The sequence below is a fragment of the Treponema putidum genome (assembly GCF_024401155.1).
Classification (GTDB): domain Bacteria; phylum Spirochaetota; class Spirochaetia; order Treponematales; family Treponemataceae; genus Treponema_B; species Treponema_B putidum.
This window is the reverse complement of sequence record NZ_CP038804.1, coordinates 1056159-1078082: the sequence shown is the minus strand read 5'-3', so window position 1 is coordinate 1078082 and position 21924 is coordinate 1056159. Positions and strand designations below refer to the sequence as shown.

Sequence of the window (21924 nt, the reverse complement as noted above, 5' to 3'; positions counted from 1 at the left end):
TTATAGAACAGATTTTTAAATCTGCATCTTTTTGGTGTTGCCGTATAGTTCTTCACGCAGTTTTTTGACGTGCTCGTCTTTTATATAGTCGTCAAAATTCATCATCCTGTCGATTACGCCGTTGGGGGTAATTTCGATAATTCTATTTGCAATTGAAGAAATAAATTCATGGTCGTGAGAGTTAAAAAGAATAACACCGGGGAATTCTACAAGGGCATCGTTTAAGCTCGTGATAGCTTCAAGATCGAGATGGTTTGTCGGCTCATCCAATATTAAAACATTTGCTCCCGAAAGCATGAGCTTACTCAATATACAGCGCACCTTTTCGCCTCCGGATAGAACATTTACGGGCTTTAAGGACTCATCACCCGAAAAAAGCATTCGGCCTAAAAAGCCTCTTACATAGGCATCATCTTGGTCGGGGGAATATTGTTTAAGCCATTCGGTAATATTTAAATCGTTATTAAAGTACTCGGAATTGTCCTTATTAAGATATGCATAGGATACTGTCTGTCCCCAGTAAACATCTCCCGAATCGGGGCTTAATTTTCCGGTTAAAATATCGAAGAGGGCGGTTTTTGAATTATGCTCTTGACCTACAAAGGCTATCTTATCGGTTCTGTTTACCGTAAACGAAAAATCGCTTAAAAGCTGAATTCCTTTTTCTTCGGCCGTGTCGGGCGTTTTATAAGAGATTTTTTCGGTGCGGACAACATTGTTTCCGATTTCCCTATTGGGTTTAAAATGAACATAAGGGAATTTGCGGCTTGTAACTTCAATTTCTTCTAAGGCCAGTTTATCATAAACTTTTTTTCGGCTGGTTGCCTGACGGCTCTTTGCAGCATTTGAGGCAAAACGTAAGATAAACTCCCTCAAATCCTTCATTTTCTCCTCTCTCTTTTTTTGTTGGTCCTTAGCCTGCCTTTGCATAATCCTGCTCATCTGGTACCAGAAATCGTAGTTACCGGAATACATGCGGATTTTGCCGTAGTCAATGTCGCAAACATGGGTACAAACCGTATTTAAAAAATGTCTGTCGTGAGAAACAACAATTATAATATTGGGAAAGTCTATTAAAAACTCTTCAAGCCATGCTATGGATTCAAGGTCTAAACCGTTTGTCGGTTCGTCCAAAAGAAGAATATCGGGAGTTCCGAAGATAGCCTGAGCCAGCAAAACCCTTACCTTCTGCCCCTCATCAAGTTCGCTCATCATTCTGTCATGATAGTTTTCGTCAAGGCCTAAACCTGAAAGAATTTGCTCTATTTGATTTTCAGCTTCCCAGCCATTTAAATCGGCAAATTCCGCCTCCAGCTCCGAAGCCCTTATTCCGTCTTCTTCGCTAAAATTTTCTTTTGCATAAATGGCTTCTCTTTCATTTCTAACATTGTAGAGCTTAGGATAGCCCATAAAAACCGTGTCTTTTACGCTGTATTCATCAAAGGCAAAGTGATCCTGCCTTAAAACAGCCATTCTCTCTCCGGGGGTAATACTGAACTCTCCTGAGTCATGCTCCAATTCTCCCGAAAGCACTTTTAAAAAAGTAGACTTTCCGGCTCCATTTGCGCCGATAATTCCGTAGCAGTTGCCTTTTGTAAATTTTAAATTGACATCTTTAAAAAGAGGCCTGTCGCCGAACTTTAAACTTAAATCGCTTACTGTAATCATAAACTACAATAATACAATAAAGGGAATAAAATGTCAATCAATTCAATTTTTGTGTCAAAATTTTATGCATCAATTTAATTTAGGCGAGGAAGAACCCGACCAGCCGAGCTTTGACCTAAGGGCCTTGTAAAAATTATCTGGAGAGCAGCCTGCCATTTTTACCTTATTTGGAGATTCGCTTATTATAACCTCATCGCTTTCTTTTAAAGAAACCATTTCCTGTCCGTCAATTGAAACTATAATATCTTTCACTCTTGCAGGAAGAATTTTTATCTTCATTTGACCCGATGACGGAAGAACCAAGGGGCGGTTCGATAACGAAAAGGGAGAAATAGGAGTTAAAACAAAGGCCGAAACATCGGGATCCAAAATCGGCCCGCCTGAGGCTGCCGAGTAGGCAGTTGAACCTGTAGGAGTGGAAACAATCACCCCATCAGCTCTAAAAATACCGAAAGAAATTCCGTTAAACGAAATATCCAAGTTTATCAGCTTTGCTATGCCCGAACCGGAAACTACAATATCGTTTAAGGCTTCATATTTTACAATTTCTTTATCTTTCCGCTTTATTGAAGCTGAAAGAAGCATTCTTTTATGTAAGGCTTGTTTTCCGTTTAAGAGGTGTAAAAGTTCATCTTCCCATTCTTTAGGTTCGATATTTGCTATAAAGCCGAAGCGCCCTAAATTTATCGGAAAAACGGGGATATGCCGCGGAGCACTATAACGGGCAGTAAATAAAACCGTACCGTCTCCGCCAAGGCTTATTGCAAGATCATAGTCTTCATTTAATTCGGGATAATGGGAGATTCCGTCATATTTATATACAAAAGAATCGACTCCCTTTGCCGATAAAAAAGTTTCGATTTCTTTACAAATATTTTTTGCATTCGGTTTTTCAATACTTAAAACTATAAGGGCTTTTTTCAAAATTCATCTTCCTTAAAAAGACTCAAGTTTAACTAAAAATTAGGGAAGGGTAGCTAAAACCCTTGCAATCTCTGCCGATTTTTTTGCACCCAATCGCGGATAAAGAGGAAAAAGAACACATCTTAGTAAAAGAGATGATGCATTTATAAAGCTTTCTTTACTTTCTTTTAGGTATTCGACGGTAGAATTTTTAAAAGCAAGCTCTATGTCTATGTCCTTTTTTGCTGCATATTTTTGTATATCCGAAACTCCCGAATTTAAAATAACCGGAAAAGAATAAACCGGATTTACCGTGTCTTCTTTTTGAGCTATCGTTTTATGTTTCCCCTGCATCAAAGAGCGGATATAGGACTCGTGCATTTCCTTGCGCTGCTCCATATTTTTTGACATCTGTTTTAGCTGGACAAAGGCCAAGGAAGCATTTATATCGGGTAATTGGTCGGTAAGAGGGGCTTCATCATAAAGTTTTTTTAAGACTATTGCATTACGCCTTTCTGGGGCAAGTAATACGGCACCTCCGCCTCCGGTTAGAATATCTTTTTCTTCCAGTCCCAAAATCGAAAAGATACCCATACTTCCTGCATATCTTTCTTTATATGCAGCACCTGCACTTTGAGAAATATCTTCTATTACGGGAATGTTTAAGCTTAATATTTTTTCCATGTCCGGTAAAAAACCCAAAGTTTCATGTAAGACAAGGACTCTTCCGCCGGTTTGAACCGCATTTTCAATGCTCTCAAAGGAAGGAAAAACCGAGTCTGCTTCTACATCAAGCACAATCGGTTTATACCCTTGGCGGTTTAATTCTACATATTGCCACGAGGGTGCAAGGCTTGAGATAATAACCGATGAACCGTTTTCAAGGTTTAAGGCCTTTAAAGCATAGTTTAAAGCTATGGCCGGACTTCTAAATGCAGCGGCTCCCGCCGTTTGAAATGTTTCGCAAACCTGCTTGATAAGCTTTTGGTTCATCTCGCCGGGGCCTATTTTTTCCTCGACCATACATGTAAGAACTGCATCCATTTCGGAGCGTCTTATAGTGGAACTGTAAACGGGTATCTTCATAATTTTTATAAATTCGTAATCTTCTGTAATTCTTTAGGATTAAAGAGCCTGTGAATATCCAAGATTATTAGATAACCCGGATCTCGGCGAGCAACTCCGTTAATATACTCGGCTCCGATACCGGCAATCATCTGGGGCGGAGGCTGTATCTCTTCTTTTTTTACGTCAACAACACGGGCAACTCTATCGATTATAATACCTATTTTGTTGTTTTCGACCTTTATGATTATAAAGCCGCCTAAAAATTCATCGCCTTCATCTAAAGAAGCCTTTTTTATGTGAAATCTCTTGTGAAGACTTATTACCGGAATAATTTCGCTTCGTAGGTTAAAAATTCCTTCAACATAATACGGAGCATTCGGAATAGGTCTTACATCTTGAACCCTGACTATTTGATCAACATCCATAATTTCTACACCGTAAAGTTCTTCTCCGAGTTGGAATGTAACTAATTTTAAAAGATCATCATTTTCAACCTTGGCCTTTTTATTAAGGCCTCCTGCATTTGCCATATAGTTTCCTTCCTCCAATATTTAAGATATTATCATACAAACACATAAAATTCAAGGGGAAAATGGAGATGTTTTAGTTTTATTTAATTAAAACTCGTCATCAGCTTTGCTGATGTGTCACATTCCTTCAAAATAGTTTATTTTCATTGCAGAGCGGACAGAATGAGTTGTAGCTGCGGCTTTTTCCCTTGCTTTTTTGGTACCTTCAATCAGGATTTGATAAACTGAAGGGAGGTCTTTTTGAAAGGCCTCTCTTTTTTCCCTGATGGGCCTAAGTTCTTCCTGTAAAATATTGTTTAAGAATTTTTTAATTTTGACATCGCCTAGGCCGCCTTTTTGGTAATGCTCCTTAACCTCATCCAAGCATGAATAATCGCTCCAAAACTCAGGGAAGTGCTCATTTCGGGCAAAGGCATCGAGATATGTAAATACCGGATTTCCTTCAACTTTCCCAGGGTCTTCAACACGGAGGTGATTCGGGTCTGTAAACATTCCCATTACCTTCTTTTTGATTTCTTCGGGGCTGTCCGAGATATAAATACAGTTGCCGAGCGACTTACTCATCTTAGCCTTTCCGTCGGTTCCGGGAAGGCGGCCGCAGGTTTTGTTTGCAGGTAAAAGTTCCTTGGGCTCTACCAAGGTTTCCCCGTAAAGAGAATTAAAGGAGCGGACAATCTCGCGCGTTTGTTCAATCATTGGCATTTGGTCTTCGCCTACAGGAACCGTATTTGCCAAAAAGGCCGTAATATCGGCTGCCTGACTTATAGGGTAGGTTAAAAATCCTACAGGAATACCGGTGTTATCGCCGACGTTGGTACCTGTGTTAAAACCTCTCAGTTTAATCTCATTTTTTACTGTAGGGTTCCGTTCAAGGCGGGCCAGGGTAACTAGATTCATATAATAAAAGGTAAGCTCGCAAAGTTCCGGTATTTGAGTCTGCACGAGGATTGTCGATTTTTGAGGGTCTATTCCGCAGGCAAGATAATCCAAAGCCACTTCAATAACGCTTGTACGCACTTTTTCAAGATTATCCGCATTGTCGGTTGTAGCCTGCGCATCGGCAATCATAATATAAATTTCGTCGTACTTGCCCGAATTCTGCAAAGCCACCCTGTTTTTTAAAGAGCCTACATAGTGCCCTATATGAAGTTTTCCTGTGGGTCTATCCCCGGTCAAAATAATGTTTTTCATTTAAAGTCCTTTATGTAAAATATCTTGTGTTTATATTCCAAATCAAAAAGGCAACTGAGGCGGCAGCAAGAAATAAATAGCTGAAAAGGTTTGCAAAGAAAACACTGCGTTTAAAATATTTTTTGTCCGAAATTTCTTTTTTTAAAATAATCATTTCAAGCCAAGTTTCCATAAGCCATGAAGCAAAGAAAAACGGTATAAGCAAAAACAGTGCAGCTGCCGGAATCTGCCAATACAAAGCATTAGACGGCATAAGCCATGGTGCCTGCCATGTAACTGACAAAATATTTCTCAGTAGAATTCCGATATTGTATATCCCTCTATCGCCGCCTGTAATCACTTGAATAACAACAAGAATTATCCATGTCAAGGGAATACCGAATAATGTAGAATACAAGTTGCCTGCAACAACAGCTAATACTGTTTTCTGTTTATTTATCTTCAACCTCTTTATAAGTACGGCAATTTCTATTAAAATTACCGGAACAAGCGATAAAATCATTTCCGGAAAAACAATAGCTATCATCGGTACACCCGCATTTGCATGCAAATTAAGGTATATAAAAAAAATAGAAAATAAAACGATGCAGTTTTTTTTATTCATCTAAAGTCATTATTCCTTAATCGCCAAATGGAGTTCATCCAGCTGCTTTTGGTCTACTTCGCTGGGGCTGTCGTCCATGGGGCTTACTGCAAAGGAATTTTTAGGGAAGGCGATTACTTCTTTTATCGAGGTTTCGCCTGCCATAATCATCACTATGCGGTCAAGTCCCGGAGCAATGCCGCCGTGTGGCGGGGCACCGTATTTAAAGGCTTCAGTTAAAAAGCCGAACTTCTTTTCTGCTTCGCTTTCGTCAAAGCCGACAATCTTAAAGATACGCTTTTGCAGTTCTGGATTATGGATTCTTATGGAGCCGGAGGCTACCTCATATCCGTTTAAGACCAGATCATAAAGATCGCCTTTTACGGGTTCGGGATTTTCTTCCATTGTTGCAACATATTTTTCTTGAGGAGCCGAGAACATGTGATGAGCCGGATCCCATTTGTTTTCTTCCTCATTCCATTCAAAGAGGGGGAAGTCCACAATCCAAGCAAATTTAAATTCGGCAGGGTTTAAAAGACCTAAATCCTTTCCAAGTTTACTTCTTACTGCTCCCAAGGCCGTGCAGGCAATCTTGTACTTATCGGCTACAAAAAGAATTAAGTCGCCTTTTTCGGCTCCGAGTTTTGAGCAAATTTCCGCTTCCTTTCCTTCAAAGAATTTGGAAATACCGCCTTCAAGCTTTGCACCGCCTTCCGTTACCTTAATCCAAGCCAAGCCCTTAGCCTTGTATATTTTGGCTGCGGCTTCAAGCTCTTCAATTTTTTTGCGGCTATAGGCTTCAGCCTGTCCTTTTACAACCAAGGCCTTGACGGCTCCGCCTGAAGAAATAGCATCTTTAAATACTGCAAAGTTTCCGATTTCGGCCATAAAAGCTGCATCCTGCATCTTCATTTCAAAACGGAGATCGGGCTTATCGGTGCCGTAAACATCGATAGCTTCATCGTAGCTGATGCGTTCAAATGTTTTCGGAAGGTCTACGTTTATGCTCTTTTTAAAAGCATACTGCATCATTCCTTCGGTTAAGCTTAAAACATCTTCGCGGGAAGCAAAGCTCATTTCAAGGTCGATTTGAGTAAACTCGGGCTGTCTGTCGCCTCGGGCATCCTCGTCGCGGTAGCAGCGTGCAATCTGAAAATATTTATCAAAACCGGAGACCATTAAAATCTGCTTATAAATCTGCGGAGATTGGGGTAGGGCATAGAATTTTCCCGGGTAAAGGCGGGATGGAACCAGATAGTCGCGGGCTCCTTCCGGCGTGGACTTAATAAAGGTCGGGGTTTCAATTTCCAAAAATTCTTTTGAAGTTAAAAATTCGCGGACAGCAAAGGCGAATTTGGAGCGCAAAATAATATGGTCCTGCATAGCCTTTGAGCGTAAATCCAAATATCTGTATTTAAGCCGTAAATCTTCGTTTGCATTCGTTTTTTCGTCAATCTGAAAAGGAAGCACCTCACTTTTTGAAAGCACTTCAATCTTTAAGGCCTTAACTTCGATTTCTCCCGTTGCCATTTCCTTGTTTATCATAGAATCGGGGCGCGGTCTTACAAGCCCCTCAACGGCAATACAGAATTCCTGCTTGAGGTTTACTGCAAGGGCCTTTAATTCTTCGCTTGCATCATCGTCCACAACCACCTGAGTCAAACCGTAACGGTCGCGTAAATTTAAAAAAGTAATACCGCCGTGATCCCTTTTTCGGTGAATCCAGCCGTTTAAAACAACAGTTTTTCCTGCAAAATCCTTATTTAAGCCGCCGCAGGTTACGGTTCTTTGCATTTTTTCCATAATTAAGTATTATAGTTAAAATGCAAAAGCTATGCAAGAGGGAAAAAATCATAAAGATTTTTACCATACTTGCAAAAGTTTTATGTTTAGTTTATTATTAAAATATTGGAGAGAAGGTAAATGAACTTAAACATATTGATTATTTTATATCTTGTGTTTTTTATATTGTTGATAGTCTTTCATTTTATTCCTGTAGTTTTTGGAAAGCACATAGCCGGTAAGGCAAAAGCGATGGGTAATAAATTGATTTCCTTTAAAGGGAAAATATCAAAAAAGCAAAACCTAAGCCTTGTGCTTTTTGCATTTCCCGCAATAACTTTTTCTTATAGTGCTATAAATAAAAATATAATTGTAGGCTTAATCGGTTTATTTTTAAGTATACTAATGCTTATTTATATAATGGCTAAGTATTCAAAAGCAGCCGGTGTTTACGAAAACGGTATTATTTACGGAGACTTTTTGACATGGGATAATATCCATTCTTGGAAGACTGAGAACAACGGAAAAATATCTCTTCTTTTACAAAACGGCTTTAGTATAACTATTGAAGAGGAAATAGATACCGAGGCCTTATCAAAAATTTTGACGGAAAAGCTGGAACAGAAGAGTAAATAATTAAATTATAATATAAGGAATTTTTATGAAAAAATTTAGTATTTTAGTTTTGGTTGTTATTTTATGTTTAACTTGCACGGGCTGCTTAGATATTGTGCAGCATATAACCCGCCTTTAAAAATGCCAAGGAAGAACTTGATTATACATTTTTAGATTTATATGACTAATTTTTAATTGAAATTCCCATACCTATACTTTTTTCCGAAGCGGAATGTTGGAAGAATTATGCAAACTAGAGGAGGGTATAAAAATGGCAGAAGCAACACTCTTTAGGGTAACAGATGAAGAGAGACGAATGGCAATAGAACTCTCTGATGAAAAATACCGGATGTATGTGGAAGATGAACGCAATGAAGCTAGAAGAGAAGGCCTCGCGGAGGGAGTAAAACAAACTGCCAAAATATTAAAACAGCTAGGCGATTCCGTGCAAAAAATAATCCAAGTTACAGGTTTAAGCAAAGAAGAAATAGAAAAGTTATAATTTATTAGAGGAAAGAACCCGACAGAGCAGGGGTAGCCTCGAAGCTTCGCTGGCTGTAGGCCTTGAAGCTCCGCCGGCTGTAAGCCTCGAAACTTCGTTGGCTGTAATCCCCTACCTACAACTATTCCAATTCAAAGACAAGGCTTATTTCCGCAGAAACTTCAATCTGTCCCATGGGAGAAAAATTTCCTCCTGCTGCCTCATCGTAGGCGGCTTGTTTCATATTTTGGGCGGCATAGCCTCCTGTATAAGAGCGCGGTGACATTCCTGATGGAATTTCGCTTATGCTGATTATTTTTCCTAAAGAAAGAGGTTTTCCGCCGTTGGGTGCAGCCTTACAAAGAAGAAGAGCTTTTTCTTCAGCCGCTTTTACGGCCTGAACCCTTGCCTCATCCATCAGTTTTCTCATATCGGCAACAGAAAAACCTACATTGTAGATTCTATCAATCCCCGTATTTAAAAGGTCGGTTAAAAATACTTCGTAATCTTCAATTTTTGTAAGAAGTACGGCTATATTTTGTACCACCTCATATCCGTCAAAGTCCTGATAACCGTTGTCTCTGTACCTGTACCGAGGGTTAATATTTACTCGTTCAATACTTATATTCTTTTGTTCGATTTTATATTTTTCAAAAAGCTCTTTTAATTTTAAAATTGCCGCATCATTTTTCTTTTTTGCCGCAGATAAGTCCCTATCCTTAGAAAAAACCGAAAACGAAATTGAAACCTGATCAGGAGATTTGGAAATAGAAGATCGTCCTGTAACGCTTACAAAACGCTTTTCGCTTGCTTGAGGACTGCATGCTCCAAATAAAACAAAACCGATACATAAAACGCCGATAAGTTTTATGCCCTTAATAATAGAATCTTTCATAAAAGCCTCCAAAAAAAATCAAACACTTTTAAAAGCCTAAAAAGCTTTTTATAAGTACATTGAAAATAACAAAATTTTGTATTATAAAGTTACGGCTTTTTATTTATACTCTTTTAAAATCAATAAAACTATGTTATCATATTATTATAGAAAAGGTTTCGGAAATTTATGTTTGCCTTTCGGCAAACGTCGCATTATTGGAGGAAGCTTATGAAAATAATGATAGTTACCAGCGAACTTGTTCCATTTGCAAAAGTAGGAGGTCTGGCTGATGCCGTTACGGCTTTATCAATAGCTCTTGCAAAAAAAGGACATGATGTCAGAATTGTAATGCCTCGCTATTATAAAATTGATCGAAAAAACTTAAAACAAATCCCGGGAGCAATGGCTGTCCATCTCGGTTCTTCTGAAAATTGGGTTGGCGTTTATGAGTCGCACCTGCCTTCTTCAAAGGCAAAGGTTTATTTTATAGACCATGAACAAGCCTTCGGCAGAGAGGGTATTTACGGTTCATCCTTTGAGCCTGATTTTTCCGATAACACAAAAAGATTTTCTCTTTTAGCCCATGCTGCGTTTCAAGTTTGCAGAAAACAAGCATGGATTCCCGATGTTATACATGCACATGATTGGGCCGCAGGCTTGGTACCCGTGCTTTTACGCTTTACCGAAAAAAATACGGAATTTAAAAATACGGCAAGTGTTTTTACCATTCATAACATAGGTTATCAAGGCATTTATTCTAAACATAGTTTTCCGGATACCGGCCTTTATTGGAGTGATTTTTATGCTACAGGTTTTGAAGATTGGGACAGAATAAACTTTTTAAAAGCAGCTCTTGTTTCCTCAGATATGCTTACAACCGTTTCTCCTTCTTATGCGGAAGAAATTAAACGCCCCGAATTCGGCTTTAGAATGGACGGTATTTTGCGTTACAGAGAAAAAGAACTGACAGGAATTTTAAACGGGGTAGATACCTCAATCTGGAATCCGTCAAAAGATGAATATATTCCATATAGGTATACTTCTAAAACCCTTGAAGAAAAAGAAAAAAATAAGACCGTTTTACAGGAAAGATTCGGTTTCAAAATAGATACTTCAGTTCCGGTATTCGGCATGATAAGCCGATTGGTTGATCAAAAGGGGATTTCAGAACTTTTCGGGCCCATGTACGGTTCGGCCTTTAAGATATGTTCCGATATAAAGCTTCAAATGGTTGTTTTAGGCTCAGGTGAATCTTGGTGCGAAAAAGAGCTCAATTTTCTTTCACAAAGGCTTCCTAATTTTAGATGTTATATAGGCTATAACGAAGAATTAAGCCATCTAATCGAAGCCGGAAGCGATTTTTTCTTGATGCCTTCAAGATATGAACCATGCGGTTTAAACCAAATGTATTCCCTCCTTTACGGAACCTTGCCCATAGTCCGAAAGACAGGAGGCCTCGCAGATACGGTAGAAAACTATAATGAAGAAACAGGCGAGGGTACGGGTTTTGTGCTTGATTACTTAAGCCCTCAAAGTATTTACGATACTGTCGGCTGGGCAGCTTATGCTTGGTATAATAAAAAAGATCATATCAAAAAAATGAGAACCAAGGCCATGGGTAAAAAGTTCGGATGGAATATAGCTGCGGAAAAATACTTAAAAGTATATGCCGATGCTATTGAAAAAAAAGCTTCTATGCTATAGACTAAATGACTTAGTAATCCTTGCAAAAAGTTTTTATAGAGGAGGTAATAGGTTTTTAAAGCCTTATTTCTATGATAAAGTATGTAACTTCATTTTTTAAAGCTATTAATGCAAATGCTCACCCCGGTGATATAGCTCACGCTGTTGCCTTAGGTCTTTTTTTGGCAATATTGCCAAAAAATAATTTAACCTTTACATTTTTGTTTTTTTTGTCTATTTTTATCCGCATAAATAAAGGAGCCTTTTTTATCTCTTTTATTTTATTAGGCTTTGTAACCCCCTTTATGGATATAATAATAAACAATATAGGTTTTTGGGCTGTTCAATTATCATTTTTACGCCCCATCTTTATCGCCTTAGAAAACATACCTTTTGTCGCTCTTTTTAAGCTTTCGAACACAATGGTCTTAGGAGGCATAATTTGGGGACTTATACTGTATACTCCAGTATACATCTTAACAAGAATTATAGTAGCAAAATATAGAAAATATATGCAGCCTGCTGTAAATGTAAAGGGTGTCGGCCTTTTGGGTAAGATACCGCTTCTTCGACATTTGACAAAAATATCTGATATAAAGGACAATTTTTAATATGACGGATAAAAATAACGAATCATTACAAAAAGATGAAATAAAAGCTGCCAAAAGGGCCGCTAAAGAAGCTAAAAAACTTGAAAAGGTAAAAAAACTTTTTAAAAAGCGTTATACAAAAAGATCTCTTAATCGAAAAATATATAAAAAGATTTTCATACCGGCAGATAAAGATTTTATCCAAGGTTTTATAGTTTCAAGTATCGATGAAAAAACAAACAAAGAGTATTTCCAATTCGATAAAACAAAGATAAACGATAAAACCCAATTAAAACGAATAAACAAAATAGCTTTGGAAATAGGCAGACAAAAGGGAAGGGTAAATTTTCCGGCAGTACTAGGTGCTTTGGCCTGCGTTTTTGCCGTTCTATTCTTTGTATATATTTTTAGAAATGTATTGGCAAAAAAAATTGTAGTCGGAGGTTCGGAAGCTGCCTTCGGTGCGAAATGTGAGGTAAGCCTTGTAGACTTCGACTTGTTTAACACTAGATTTAGAATCCAAGGATATAAGGTTGCAAATAAAAAAGAGCCCATGCGCAATTTATTTGAAATCCAAAATATTGACTTTTATTTTAACCTTTTGGAATTAAGCCGAGGAAAATTTGTTGCAGAAAATATGGCGATTGAAGGTTTTACATGGAATACCGAAAGAACAACTTCCGGAGCCTTGCCTCCAAAAAAACAAAAACCTGTAGATCCCAATAAGAAGCCTAACCCCATAACGGAACTTATCAATGCTGAACTTAAAAAAGTGCAGTCCCAAGTATCCGTTGACAGCGGTTTAAAAGCCGTTCAAGATCAAATAGATCCTAGAAAAATTCTTGAACGCGAAAAGGCTGCTTTTAAAACTCCGGAAATTACCGAGAAAATTATAAACTCCGTAGATCCGATGGCTCAAAAATGGATTAAGACTAAGGACGATGTAGAAAAACAGGTTGTAGACACCGTTGAGGCTGTTCAAAAACTAATGAACATAGACATAAATAAGATTAATGATATAAAACAGCTTCAAGAATTAATCGAAATTATTCAAAAAGTTGTTAAAACAGGGCAGGATGATTTTGATTTGGCAAACCGTCTTTTTAATGATGTTCAAAACGATATAAATGATGTTGACCGGCTGGCACGTGAAGCAGGCGAGTCAATTAAAAATGACTTAAACCGCCTAAACAAAATTGCAGGGCAAATAAAGTCTATCAATATCGATACCGGTAAAAAACTGGTTGCCGATCTTATAAACACTTTTATAGTAAATACTCTTGGTACATATTATCCTTATTTTGTTCAAGGAATGGAACTTTTACAAAGCTCTCAAAAACAGCCTAAACAAGAAAAGGAACTTACATTGGCTCAAAAATCGAAAGCTATGGAACGTCTTCCCGGCAAAACCTTTATCTTCGGTAAGGATTCGGTTCCGACTTTCTTGATAAGGAATATTTCGCTTTCAGGTCATCATCCCGAAAAGGATGTTTTTGAAATCGGAGGAAGAGCTAAGGCGATAACTAATGATTACGATAAACTCGGTATTCCTCTTACAATTAATTTAAATGCAGCCCACGGAAAATTAAAAGAAACTGCAGAGGGTATAATCGATTTACGCTCTTATACCAAGGAACTTGTCGATACCGATTTTACATTTGAAGGATTGGATATGGATATTCCTTCGCCGGCAGATGCCGTTCCTTCTCTTACAGGTATCTTAAAAACCGGAGGCGGTATAAAGGTTTCTAAAAATAAGGATGTAGTCATCAATGCAAATATGGAAATCATGAAAAGCGTTCTTACCGTTCAAAAATTTGAACCGGCCTTTGTTTTTGAAATCTACCAAAACATTCTATCAGATATAAAAAAGATAAACGTAAAAACGACTCTTACAATCAATAAGGGAGAAAATTTTACCCTTGATGTCGATACGGATGTAGATAATCAAATAGCGGCAGCCTTAAAAAAAGAATTCGCCCGTCAAGTCGAAAAAGTAAAAGCAGAACTTTTAAAACAGGGACAAAAATGGCTTGATGAGCAAAAAGAAACTTACAAAAAAGAAATTGACACCTTTATGGCTTCAGCAAATAAGGCTAAAAAACTTCTTAATGACGTAAAAAATTATGAAAAAATCTTAGACAAAAAGAAAGCTGAAGCCGAAAAACGTATAAAAGACATAGCTGCAGGCAAGATAAAAGAAGCGCAAAAAGAGGCAGAAAACAAGGTAAAAGATCTTTTAAAAGGATTTGGGTTTTAATGTCCTTAAACAATAAAGAAATAGATCTAATTCTTGAAGAGCTGAAATTAGAGGGCTATTTTATTCAAAAAATAATTCAGCCCTCTTATACAGCCTTGGTCTTTTATTTATATAAGGATAAGCCTCTTACTCTTTTTATTTCTCTTGATGCCGGAGTATGCCGGCTTCATTCTACACATAAAAAAATTCCTAAATTCGATAAGCCTATGCGCTTTATGGAGCTTTTAAAATCCAGAATCAAGGGCGGGAAAATCCTAAAAGCGGAACAACTCAACGAAGACAGAATTATACGCCTTAATATTGCAAGCGGAGCAGGAGGCTTTTTTTTATATTTAAGGCTGTGGAGCGGGGCTGCAAACATAGTTTTAACCGATGAAAATAACCTTATAATCGACGCTTTTTACCGACGGCCCAAGAAGGGCGAAATATCAGGCGGAACTTGGCTGACTCCCGAACCTCAAAAAATTAAAAAACAAGATTATTGTGTTCGCGAGTATGACAAAACAAAAACTTTTAATGAGGCTGTCGAAGAATGGTATATTAATAATGCTCCAAAGGTTTCAAAAGAAGCCCTGCTGGACGAAGCCGAAAATCTTTACGGAACTAAAATATTAAAAATCGAAAAAGCTCTATCAAAACTTAAAGCAAAAAGGGAAGAATTTTTAAATGCTCAAAGTTTAAAAAATGCAGGAGATTTGCTTTTTTCAAACCTTCATCTGATAAAAAAGGGAATGAAATTTATAGAACTTGAAGATTACACAAAAAACGGTGCAAAAATAAATATTACTTTGGAGCCCTTAAAAACACCCCAAGAAAATGCAAATCTCTATTACGAAAAATATAAAAAAGCCGTTTCTGGTTTAGAGGCCTTGGAAGAAGATATTATATCGGCCGAAAAAGAAATAGAAAAACTAAAAGAAAAGATAGAAAAAATTAAAACGGAGGAAAACCCTTATTTAATTCAAAAAATTCTTCAAAAGGAAAAACTTCCGGTTCAGCAAAAAGCAAAAAATACGAAAACCGCTCCGGGTTTAAAATTCTTTTCGGAAGGCTGGACCATTTTAGTAGGCCGAACGGCAGCCGAAAATGATGAGCTTTTGCGTCATTTTGTTAAGGGGGCTGACCTTTGGCTTCACACAAGGGATTATGCAGGCGGCTATGTTTTTATAAAGGCTAGGGCGGGGAAGAGTATACCTTTACCTGTTTTGATTAAGGCCGGAAACCTCGCAGTCTTTTATTCAAAGGCGAGAAAAAACGGACAAGCCGATCTATATACCACTCAGATAAAACATTTACGCCGAGCAAAAAATGCACCCAAAGGAACAGTTCTTCCGTCCCACGAAAAAAATCTTTCAATAAAACTGGATGAAAAAATCTTAAAAGAATTGGAAGAAGAAAAAATATCGGCCTTATAAATTTTTAAATTCCATTAACGGCTTTTTATCTTTGCTCATCGTTAAAATTCCATAACTCTTATTTGAGCCCATTCGCGGTCTTGAGACCGAACCGGGGTTTACCAAAAATATCCCGTTTGCTTCTTTAATCAATGGTACGTGGGTATGGCCGAAAACTGCAAGCGAGCAGTCTTGCTGCCGTGCAAAATTTAAAAGGGTGTTTAATTCAAAATCTACATAGAATTCATGCCCGTGTGTTAAAAGAATTTTTTTATGGCAAGCTTCTAAAAAGATAAATTCAAAAAATTCCAAATGCTGTTCGGGATTTTTTTTAAAGCCGAAATCCGCTCCCGTTTTTCCTGCATCTAAATTGAGGACATATTTTTTTGAATCACAATTTCCCATAACGAGGGCAGCTACAGGAGGTATACATTCCATCAGCTCTTTTTCGTATTGCGAAATCGTTATATAATTTAAAAAATCTGCAAGGCCGTCTCCCGAAAATAAAACGGCATCGGATTTTTTTCCTTCACGGCATAAAATATTGATTATAGTATCTACATTACCGTGTGTGTCCGAAATTAAAATAAGGCGTGCTTTTTCGGTAGATTTTAGTTTTTCAAGAGCTTCAGTAGATGCAAAAATCCCTTTATTAAAGTACTCAAAAGAGTTCACCGATTAAGCACCTCCTTCAAGTTTATCCGGATTTATAAGGCTGTCATTTTCCGTTTCGTTTTCTCCTGAGTTTTCTTCATCCTCCGCCGTTTCCTGACTTTCATCAAAATCCTTATAAATTAAAAGATATCTGTGGGATTGAAGTCCCGTATCGGAATCAGTATACGGTTTAATTGTATAATGATTAGGAAAAAGTTCCTTGCCTAAAATAGTTTGTGCCGTAAAAAAAGCCTGTTGAAATTCTTCTATCGGAAAAATCTTTATGTTTTTGTTATGAGCGTTTATATCCTCACCGGCAAAAATTGCCGCTACAAGTAAGAGCATAACCTCATTATCGCTTATCAAAAAATCCTTTTCCTCATTCATTATCTCTTTAGGAATTTGAAAATCAACTACAATATCCGAGGCAGCCTCCAGTGGGAGAATTTCGTCCATTGGCAAAAGGCTTATTATTGAAAGATTAGGATTATTCTCCGCAGCCTGAATCAGGTAACGGCCTCCGCCTTCAGGTATACCTATGGAAATAAGTATTGTGGTTTTTTGTTCTTCAATCTTTTCGTTAATCATTCTAAGACGGGGCTGTTTAGCCGCTTTTACCATATCGGAATAGGGTAAAACTTGAACATGAGAATCGGAACTCCCAAGAGCATATTCATTTTCAAGATATTTTAAAATATCTTTCCGCTCATAATAATCTTTTCCAAGAACAATAAGGATATTATTTTTTATAATCCTTTTAGGTTTTATTTTTTCATAAACAATTTCTTTTTCTTTATTATTGCTGCAAGAAGTAATAAAGGTTGAGAACAGTATACTTATAAAAATCAAAAAAAATAAAAGCTTTTTCTTCATAATAAAATTCCAATTTTTCCTTTTTAATGAAAAGGGGCTTATAAATATGAGAAAGTATATCAAAATTTTAAGATAAAGAAAAGAGGAGATGAAACCTTTTAAAATCCACCCAATCCAATTAAAACCCTAAATAAGTAGACAGAACATACATTATAGGAAGTTTTATAAAGGTTTTTATGAGCTGTTTTTAAGGAATTTTCATTTATAATCCTCATCTAACTTATCCGTTTCTAATAAGCATCATTCCATCATCTTGCAAACAAAAAGTTTGGAAGTTTTATAAAGGGTTTTTTATTAGTCCATTTAGTCGAGAGTTAGCATATTTTTTATTAAGATGTATTATTATTTCTACACTATTTAATAATTTAGTATAAAAATGTATACATATTTATAAAAATTCTATATCTGTTTTACAATCCAATGCTTTGGATACTTATTTTTTAAGTTTTTATATTTGTTCTCTTTTACTTTTTTATCCTTTTCCAGCTGCCAAGAATATACTTGAAAAGGAATAAAATCAGGATATAAATTTAAGACATCATTAAGCAGCAGCACTAAGTCTTTTTTATCAGCTCCAACATTTATCAAAGTTTCTATCATCCATAAGTCAATTAATGGATGCCCTCCCTTATTAAAGCGTTCTTTATATGTGTTTTCAACCATATTCATATTTGCAAAATCCAGAAAGGGATTTTTTATTGATTGAAGTCCATAATATAAAAATATTCCGTAAATAAGATCCCTGTTTTCATTTTTTATATTTGCACTTGCTTGCATTATTTTATCGATTAATTTGTTTAGCTTTTTACTTGTGTATGGGTTTTCATTACCGTTAAAAAGCTTATAAAACTCTTCCAAATATTGATCAATGTTATTTTTGGAACTTTTTTTATTGTATTCCGAATCCGTGATTACCCAAGCCGGTACAATTGGATAAGGAGAAATAATATCTATTTTTCCGTCACCTACCATATCATATAGACAGATTTCTTTTCCGTTTACATATTGGGTAACACCTACCAACTTATTTTGCGATACCAAAAATTTCGTATCTTCTTTTGTAATAACTTCCTTATAACCGATCATTTCTTGAAAACCGTCAGGCATTTTTATAAGTTGAACTCTACTGATAAAATATTCCGGTGGATTTTTTTGTGTAAAAGTAACTATGTCATCTCCTACTTCAAAAGAATAATTTTGAGAATAAATTCCAAAAACACAAAAAATAAAAAAAATCGATATAAAATATTTACGCATATTTAACCTCCATGCTTTTTTTTATCTAAGATTTGCTCTAAATGTTTTTCCTTTTAGTTCTTTTAATTCTGCATAGGCAAAATTTCCGATTAAGGATTCGGGAGGATTGCCCTGAATTACGGTCATCTCTCCTTGTTCGGTGTGCCCAAAAAGTTCTGACCTTTCATTCCTTGAATGGGATTCAACCAAGATATCTACCTTTTTACCGAGCTTAGCCTTCATTTTTTTTGCCGTAATTTTTAGCTGTAAGTCGATTACACGGCCCAATCTTTCTATTTTTATTTCTTCAGGAATCCTGTCAGGATAATTAAAAGCCTTTGTTCCTTCACGCGGATTATAATGATACATAAAGGCCGAATCGAATTCTATTTCCTGCATCAAATCCAATGTAGCCTTTACATCATCTTCGGTTTCACCGGGGAAGCCAATCAAAATATCGGTACTCAAGGCAATATCGGGTATGGTTTCTTTTAGGCGTTTTATTCTGTTCTTATAATGTTCAACCGTGTAAACCCTGTTCATTCTTTTTAAAATTGTATCGGAGCCGTGCTGAACCGGAAGATGAACAAGTTTGCAAAGTCTTTTTTCGGCAGCGATTGTGTCGATTAAGGCATCGGACATATCCTTAGGATGACTCGACATAAAGCGTATCCATCTTATCATATCGGTTTTATCCGCTTCTCTCGCTATAAGACTTAAAAGCTTTGGAAAATCGATTACCCTCCCCTCCCCGTCTTCTCCTTTATAGGAATTTACATTTTGGCCGAGCAAGGTAATTTCCCTTACCCCCCTTGATGAAAGCTCGGTAATTTCTTGCAATATTTCATTTACAGGACGCGAAACTTCCCTGCCCCGAACATAGGGCACAATACAATAAGTGCAAAAATTATTGCAGCCATTCATAATGGGCACATAGCTTTGAAAAGATTTCGGCGAATGAGAAAGAGGTGCAAAATAATAACCTGATACCGGTTTTTCTTCGATATTATTATGAGCAAACTCCGCCATGTAGTTGTCATCTTTAAGACGGGCTTTAATTTCATCAAAAATTTGAGGAAGAAGATTGCGTTCAAACATTCCGACAACATAATCTATTAGCGGAAATTCTTTTTGTATTTCGGTATAAAGCCTTTCAGCCATGCAGCCTATTAAGAGGACAAAAAACTTACGCTTTTTTTTCAAACCGGAAAAATGTCCCAATCTGCCGAGAACCCTGTTTTCGGCAGTTATACGCACGGAACAAGTGTTTATTATAAGGAGATCGCAATGTTCGGCATCGGAGGAATTCTTCCAGCCCTTTTCGAGCAAGACCTGTTCCATTGATGAGGATTCAGCTTGATTCATCTGACAGCCGTATGTTTCAAAAAAGTAAGTCATATTTAGCTCAATGTTAGGTTGATGATTATAAGTTAAAATCATAAAAAAGTCTAGCTCTCGTCATATTCATATTCCATAAGTCCTGTCAGTGGGGCTATTTGTAAAATTTAAAAGTTTAATCCCCAATGTTTTGCCGAAAGGCAAAACTCTTTTCAGGGCTCCACTATCGCTTCAGTATCTTTCCGCAGAAATTACTGCGGAAAGATATACAGCAAAAGTAATTTTTATAAATTGCTTTTGCTCCCTTTCAATCGCTGTCCGAAGGGAAAGAATTCTAAAATATGGAAAAGAAAAAGTTGAATCTATTACTATACAGCGGTATTTATCCTCTTCGAATTTTATATTCAATTTGTATCACCTTGTGGTACATCTGGAGAAAGGTTTATCCATGCTGCCTTTCAAGGATAACAACTAAAAAAAATTATATACTTTTCTTTTTTCTTCTCTTTTCTTTTAAATTTCCTTTTTCGAGTAAAAGAGTCTTAGTGGGTATGTCGCAAACTTCAAGGTCTCCAAAATATTGAATGGCTCCGGGGAAACGGTAAACTGTTTCGACAGCCCATTTATCCCTATTTTTTTCGTAAGTTTTAAATGGTTTACCTTTTAAATCGACAACGGATTTTTTTATAACGGGAGTCATTTTACCCTTTCTTCTTTCCATATTCATCATCATGGAAAGAGGAACACCGCAAGGAAGCCAATAATCGACATCATCTGTTAGGTTTCGAACCGAAGCTATATAACCGGAAAAACCGTTAGCGGCCAATAAAAAGGCTGTAAAGCCCAAGGTATAGCAATAATCCGAGTCAAAGTTTGAAGGAAAGGCTGATCGTCCTTCATAGCCGAAAAAGTGAGCATAGGTACTGAATTTGCCTTCAAAACTGCCTTCTTTTTTCATTTCGGTTATTTTTCTGGTAACTAAATTTATCAAAAGCTTTTCAGTTTCGATACGGGAGACTTGAACATTTCCATGAGGGTCTCTGTCCATTAAAAGCTGTAAAGAAATATTTTCAGGGAGGCTGTCAAAAAGAGCAAAGGCTTTTTTTGACAAGTGTTTTTGAAGCCAAGAACGTTTACCCGAAAAAGTTTTTAACTTTGAAAAAGCCGAAGCTTTTTCTGCCATAAGATCGTTTATTTCTTCAATAAGTTCATCCATTTCGGGTATAAATTCTATAATACCTTCAGGAACCAAAACTACCCCGAAATTTTCACCTTTTTTGGATCTTTTTACAATAATATCCACAATATAATCGGTAACTTGTTGTAAGGTAACTTTTTTTTCAGCTAATTCCTCCCCAATCAAACAGACATTAGGCTGAGTCTTTAAAGCACATTCAAGGGCTATGTGACTTGCAGAGCGTCCCATGAGCTTTATAAAATGCCAATATTTACGTGCGGAATTTACGTCGCGGCAAATATTTCCGATTAACTCAGAATATAGTTTTGTTGCAGTATCAAAACCGAAAGAGGTTTCGATATATTCATTTTTTAAGTCTCCATCAATAGTTTTAGGAACACCTATAACCTTAGTGTTTAATTTTGCTTGAATAAAGTATTTTGCTAAAAAAGCGGCATTTGTATTGGAATCATCCCCGCCTATTATGACAAGGGCATCCAGGTTTAATTTTTTTACATTTTGAATTGAACTTTCAACCTGTTCTTCCGTTTCAATCTTTGTTCTTCCTGAACCGATTATGTCAAAGCCTCCGGTGTTTCTGTACTTATCAATTAAGGATTTTTTTATTTCGATATAACGCCCTTTTACCAAACCTTCAGGACCGCTTAAAAAACCGTAAAGTTTTGAATTAGGACTTCCCTTTTTTAGAGCATCAAAAAGGCCTGAAATTACGTTGTGTCCTCCGGGTGCCTGTCCTCCTGAAAGAATTACACCGAATTTTAAGGGCTTGTGTTCAACTTCAGATTTTCCTTTTACAAATCTGATAATCGGCATTCCATAAGTATGAGGGAATATTTCTTTTAACTCCGCCTGATTAGATTGTGCGTGTGTAGCCTCTCCTATTTCAGGCTTAATCAAACTCAAAGGTTCCTCAAATACTTTTGGGATTTTCGGTTCGTAATGGTAGCGCAATCTCTGCATTGTGGATTCATTCATTTTTCGTTCTCCTTAAAAAAATACT

18 protein-coding genes and 1 pseudogene are annotated in these 21924 nt (G+C 36.9%); 6 read left to right on the top strand and 13 right to left on the bottom strand.

Annotation, left to right across the window (positions count from 1 at the left end):
* Positions 1-15: 15 nt before the first annotated feature.
* The 7 genes from E4N74_RS05125 to aspS form a co-directional block, all read right to left on the bottom strand.
* Positions 16-1668: an ABC-F family ATP-binding cassette domain-containing protein gene (locus E4N74_RS05125; protein WP_255819171.1), complete on the bottom strand. Its 1653-nt coding sequence runs from the start codon at positions 1666-1668 to the stop codon at positions 16-18.
* 69 nt (positions 1669-1737) lie between these two features.
* Positions 1738-2592: an NAD(+)/NADH kinase gene (locus tag E4N74_RS05120; protein WP_255819170.1), complete on the bottom strand. Its 855-nt coding sequence runs from the start codon at positions 2590-2592 to the stop codon at positions 1738-1740.
* A gap of 39 nt (positions 2593-2631) precedes the next feature.
* Positions 2632-3657, bottom strand: a complete 1026-nt coding sequence (locus tag E4N74_RS05115) for a DegT/DnrJ/EryC1/StrS family aminotransferase (protein ID WP_255819169.1) — start codon at positions 3655-3657, stop codon at positions 2632-2634.
* A 5-nt stretch (positions 3658-3662) separates the two neighbouring features.
* Complete coding sequence (locus tag E4N74_RS05110; RefSeq protein WP_010697371.1) at positions 3663-4169, bottom strand: chemotaxis protein CheW; 507 nt, start codon at positions 4167-4169, stop codon at positions 3663-3665.
* 117 nt (positions 4170-4286) lie between these two features.
* Positions 4287-5360 carry a tryptophan--tRNA ligase gene (gene trpS / locus E4N74_RS05105; protein WP_255819168.1) on the bottom strand — a complete coding sequence of 358 codons (1074 nt, stop codon included), beginning with the start codon at positions 5358-5360 and terminating at the stop codon, positions 4287-4289.
* A gap of 10 nt (positions 5361-5370) precedes the next feature.
* Positions 5371-5964 carry a hypothetical protein gene (locus E4N74_RS05100; RefSeq protein WP_010697369.1) on the bottom strand — a complete coding sequence of 198 codons (594 nt, stop codon included), beginning with the start codon at positions 5962-5964 and terminating at the stop codon, positions 5371-5373.
* A 9-nt stretch (positions 5965-5973) separates the two neighbouring features.
* The gene (aspS, locus tag E4N74_RS05095; protein WP_255819351.1) at positions 5974-7737 is read right to left on the bottom strand and encodes an aspartate--tRNA ligase; all 1764 of its coding nucleotides are present in this window, start codon (positions 7735-7737) and stop codon (positions 5974-5976) included.
* 129 nt (positions 7738-7866) lie between these two features.
* Here aspS and E4N74_RS05090 point away from each other — a divergent pair, with 129 nt between their 5' ends.
* On the top strand, positions 7867-8361 hold the full coding sequence (locus tag E4N74_RS05090; RefSeq protein WP_255819165.1) for a hypothetical protein: 495 nt from the start codon (positions 7867-7869) through the stop codon (positions 8359-8361).
* A gap of 202 nt (positions 8362-8563) precedes the next feature.
* Positions 8564-8842, top strand: a pseudogene (locus E4N74_RS05085) (hypothetical protein); the annotation flags it as partial.
* 121 nt (positions 8843-8963) lie between these two features.
* On the opposite strand, the gene E4N74_RS05080 reads toward E4N74_RS05085, so the two are convergent.
* Complete coding sequence (locus E4N74_RS05080) at positions 8964-9716, bottom strand: SIMPL domain-containing protein (protein ID WP_255819163.1); 753 nt, start codon at positions 9714-9716, stop codon at positions 8964-8966.
* Positions 9717-9926: 210 nt separating this feature from the next.
* Here E4N74_RS05080 and glgA point away from each other — a divergent pair, with 210 nt between their 5' ends.
* The 4 genes from glgA to E4N74_RS05060 all read left to right on the top strand — a co-directional run bounded on the left by glgA (position 9927) and on the right by E4N74_RS05060 (position 15646).
* Positions 9927-11402 (top strand): glycogen synthase GlgA, encoded by a 1476-nt coding sequence (gene glgA / locus E4N74_RS05075; RefSeq protein WP_255819161.1) that lies wholly within the window; start codon positions 9927-9929, stop codon positions 11400-11402.
* Between the two features lie 71 nt (positions 11403-11473).
* The gene (locus tag E4N74_RS05070; RefSeq protein ID WP_002689960.1) at positions 11474-11992 is read left to right on the top strand and encodes a DUF2062 domain-containing protein; all 519 of its coding nucleotides are present in this window, start codon (positions 11474-11476) and stop codon (positions 11990-11992) included.
* A gap of 1 nt (position 11993) precedes the next feature.
* Complete coding sequence (locus tag E4N74_RS05065) at positions 11994-14231, top strand: TIGR03545 family protein (RefSeq protein ID WP_255819159.1); 2238 nt, start codon at positions 11994-11996, stop codon at positions 14229-14231.
* Positions 14231-15646, top strand: a complete 1416-nt coding sequence (locus tag E4N74_RS05060) for an NFACT RNA binding domain-containing protein (protein WP_255819157.1) — start codon at positions 14231-14233, stop codon at positions 15644-15646. The genes E4N74_RS05065 and E4N74_RS05060 overlap by 1 nt, the downstream gene beginning before the upstream one ends.
* Here E4N74_RS05060 and E4N74_RS05055 read toward each other — a convergent pair.
* The 5 genes from E4N74_RS05055 to E4N74_RS05035 form a co-directional block, all read right to left on the bottom strand.
* Positions 15641-16300 carry a metallophosphoesterase gene (locus E4N74_RS05055; RefSeq protein ID WP_255819155.1) on the bottom strand — a complete coding sequence of 220 codons (660 nt, stop codon included), beginning with the start codon at positions 16298-16300 and terminating at the stop codon, positions 15641-15643. The genes E4N74_RS05060 and E4N74_RS05055 overlap by 6 nt on opposite strands.
* A 3-nt stretch (positions 16301-16303) precedes the next feature.
* Positions 16304-17152 (bottom strand): hypothetical protein, encoded by an 849-nt coding sequence (locus E4N74_RS05050; RefSeq protein WP_255819154.1) that lies wholly within the window; start codon positions 17150-17152, stop codon positions 16304-16306.
* A 399-nt stretch (positions 17153-17551) separates the two neighbouring features.
* On the bottom strand, positions 17552-18409 hold the full coding sequence (locus tag E4N74_RS05045) for a hypothetical protein (RefSeq protein WP_255819153.1): 858 nt from the start codon (positions 18407-18409) through the stop codon (positions 17552-17554).
* A gap of 21 nt (positions 18410-18430) precedes the next feature.
* Entirely contained in the window at positions 18431-19786 is a 1356-nt protein-coding gene (gene miaB / locus E4N74_RS05040) for a tRNA (N6-isopentenyl adenosine(37)-C2)-methylthiotransferase MiaB (RefSeq protein WP_255819151.1), read from the bottom strand.
* Positions 19787-20207: 421 nt separating this feature from the next.
* Complete coding sequence (locus E4N74_RS05035) at positions 20208-21899, bottom strand: diphosphate--fructose-6-phosphate 1-phosphotransferase (protein ID WP_255806390.1); 1692 nt, start codon at positions 21897-21899, stop codon at positions 20208-20210.
* Positions 21900-21924 lie beyond the last annotated feature (25 nt).

Bases quoted from the DNA above. Each gene is read 5' to 3' on its own strand.
- E4N74_RS05110 (WP_010697371.1), bottom strand. From the start codon at position 4,169: ATGGCAAATGCAGGAGGCCTTAATAAAAAGGCCAAGGTTGAAAATGAT.
- miaB (WP_255819151.1), bottom strand. From the start codon at position 19,786: ATGACTTACTTTTTTGAAACATACGGCTGTCAGATGAATCAAGCTGAA.
- E4N74_RS05035 (WP_255806390.1), bottom strand. From the start codon at position 21,899: ATGAATGAATCCACAATGCAGAGATTGCGCTACCATTACGAACCGAAA.
- E4N74_RS05115 (WP_255819169.1), bottom strand. From the start codon at position 3,657: ATGAAGATACCCGTTTACAGTTCCACTATAAGACGCTCCGAAATGGAT.
- aspS (WP_255819351.1), bottom strand. From the start codon at position 7,737: ATGCAAAGAACCGTAACCTGCGGCGGCTTAAATAAGGATTTTGCAGGA.
- E4N74_RS05045 (WP_255819153.1), bottom strand. From the start codon at position 18,409: ATGCGTAAATATTTTATATCGATTTTTTTTATTTTTTGTGTTTTTGGA.
- E4N74_RS05050 (WP_255819154.1), bottom strand. From the start codon at position 17,152: ATGAAGAAAAAGCTTTTATTTTTTTTGATTTTTATAAGTATACTGTTC.
- trpS (WP_255819168.1), bottom strand. From the start codon at position 5,360: ATGAAAAACATTATTTTGACCGGGGATAGACCCACAGGAAAACTTCAT.
- E4N74_RS05070 (WP_002689960.1), top strand. From the start codon at position 11,474: ATGATAAAGTATGTAACTTCATTTTTTAAAGCTATTAATGCAAATGCT.
- E4N74_RS05080 (WP_255819163.1), bottom strand. From the start codon at position 9,716: ATGAAAGATTCTATTATTAAGGGCATAAAACTTATCGGCGTTTTATGT.
- E4N74_RS05100 (WP_010697369.1), bottom strand. From the start codon at position 5,964: ATGAATAAAAAAAACTGCATCGTTTTATTTTCTATTTTTTTTATATAC.
- glgA (WP_255819161.1), top strand. From the start codon at position 9,927: ATGAAAATAATGATAGTTACCAGCGAACTTGTTCCATTTGCAAAAGTA.
- E4N74_RS05065 (WP_255819159.1), top strand. From the start codon at position 11,994: ATGACGGATAAAAATAACGAATCATTACAAAAAGATGAAATAAAAGCT.
- E4N74_RS05125 (WP_255819171.1), bottom strand. From the start codon at position 1,668: ATGATTACAGTAAGCGATTTAAGTTTAAAGTTCGGCGACAGGCCTCTT.
- E4N74_RS05090 (WP_255819165.1), top strand. From the start codon at position 7,867: ATGAACTTAAACATATTGATTATTTTATATCTTGTGTTTTTTATATTG.
- E4N74_RS05060 (WP_255819157.1), top strand. From the start codon at position 14,231: ATGTCCTTAAACAATAAAGAAATAGATCTAATTCTTGAAGAGCTGAAA.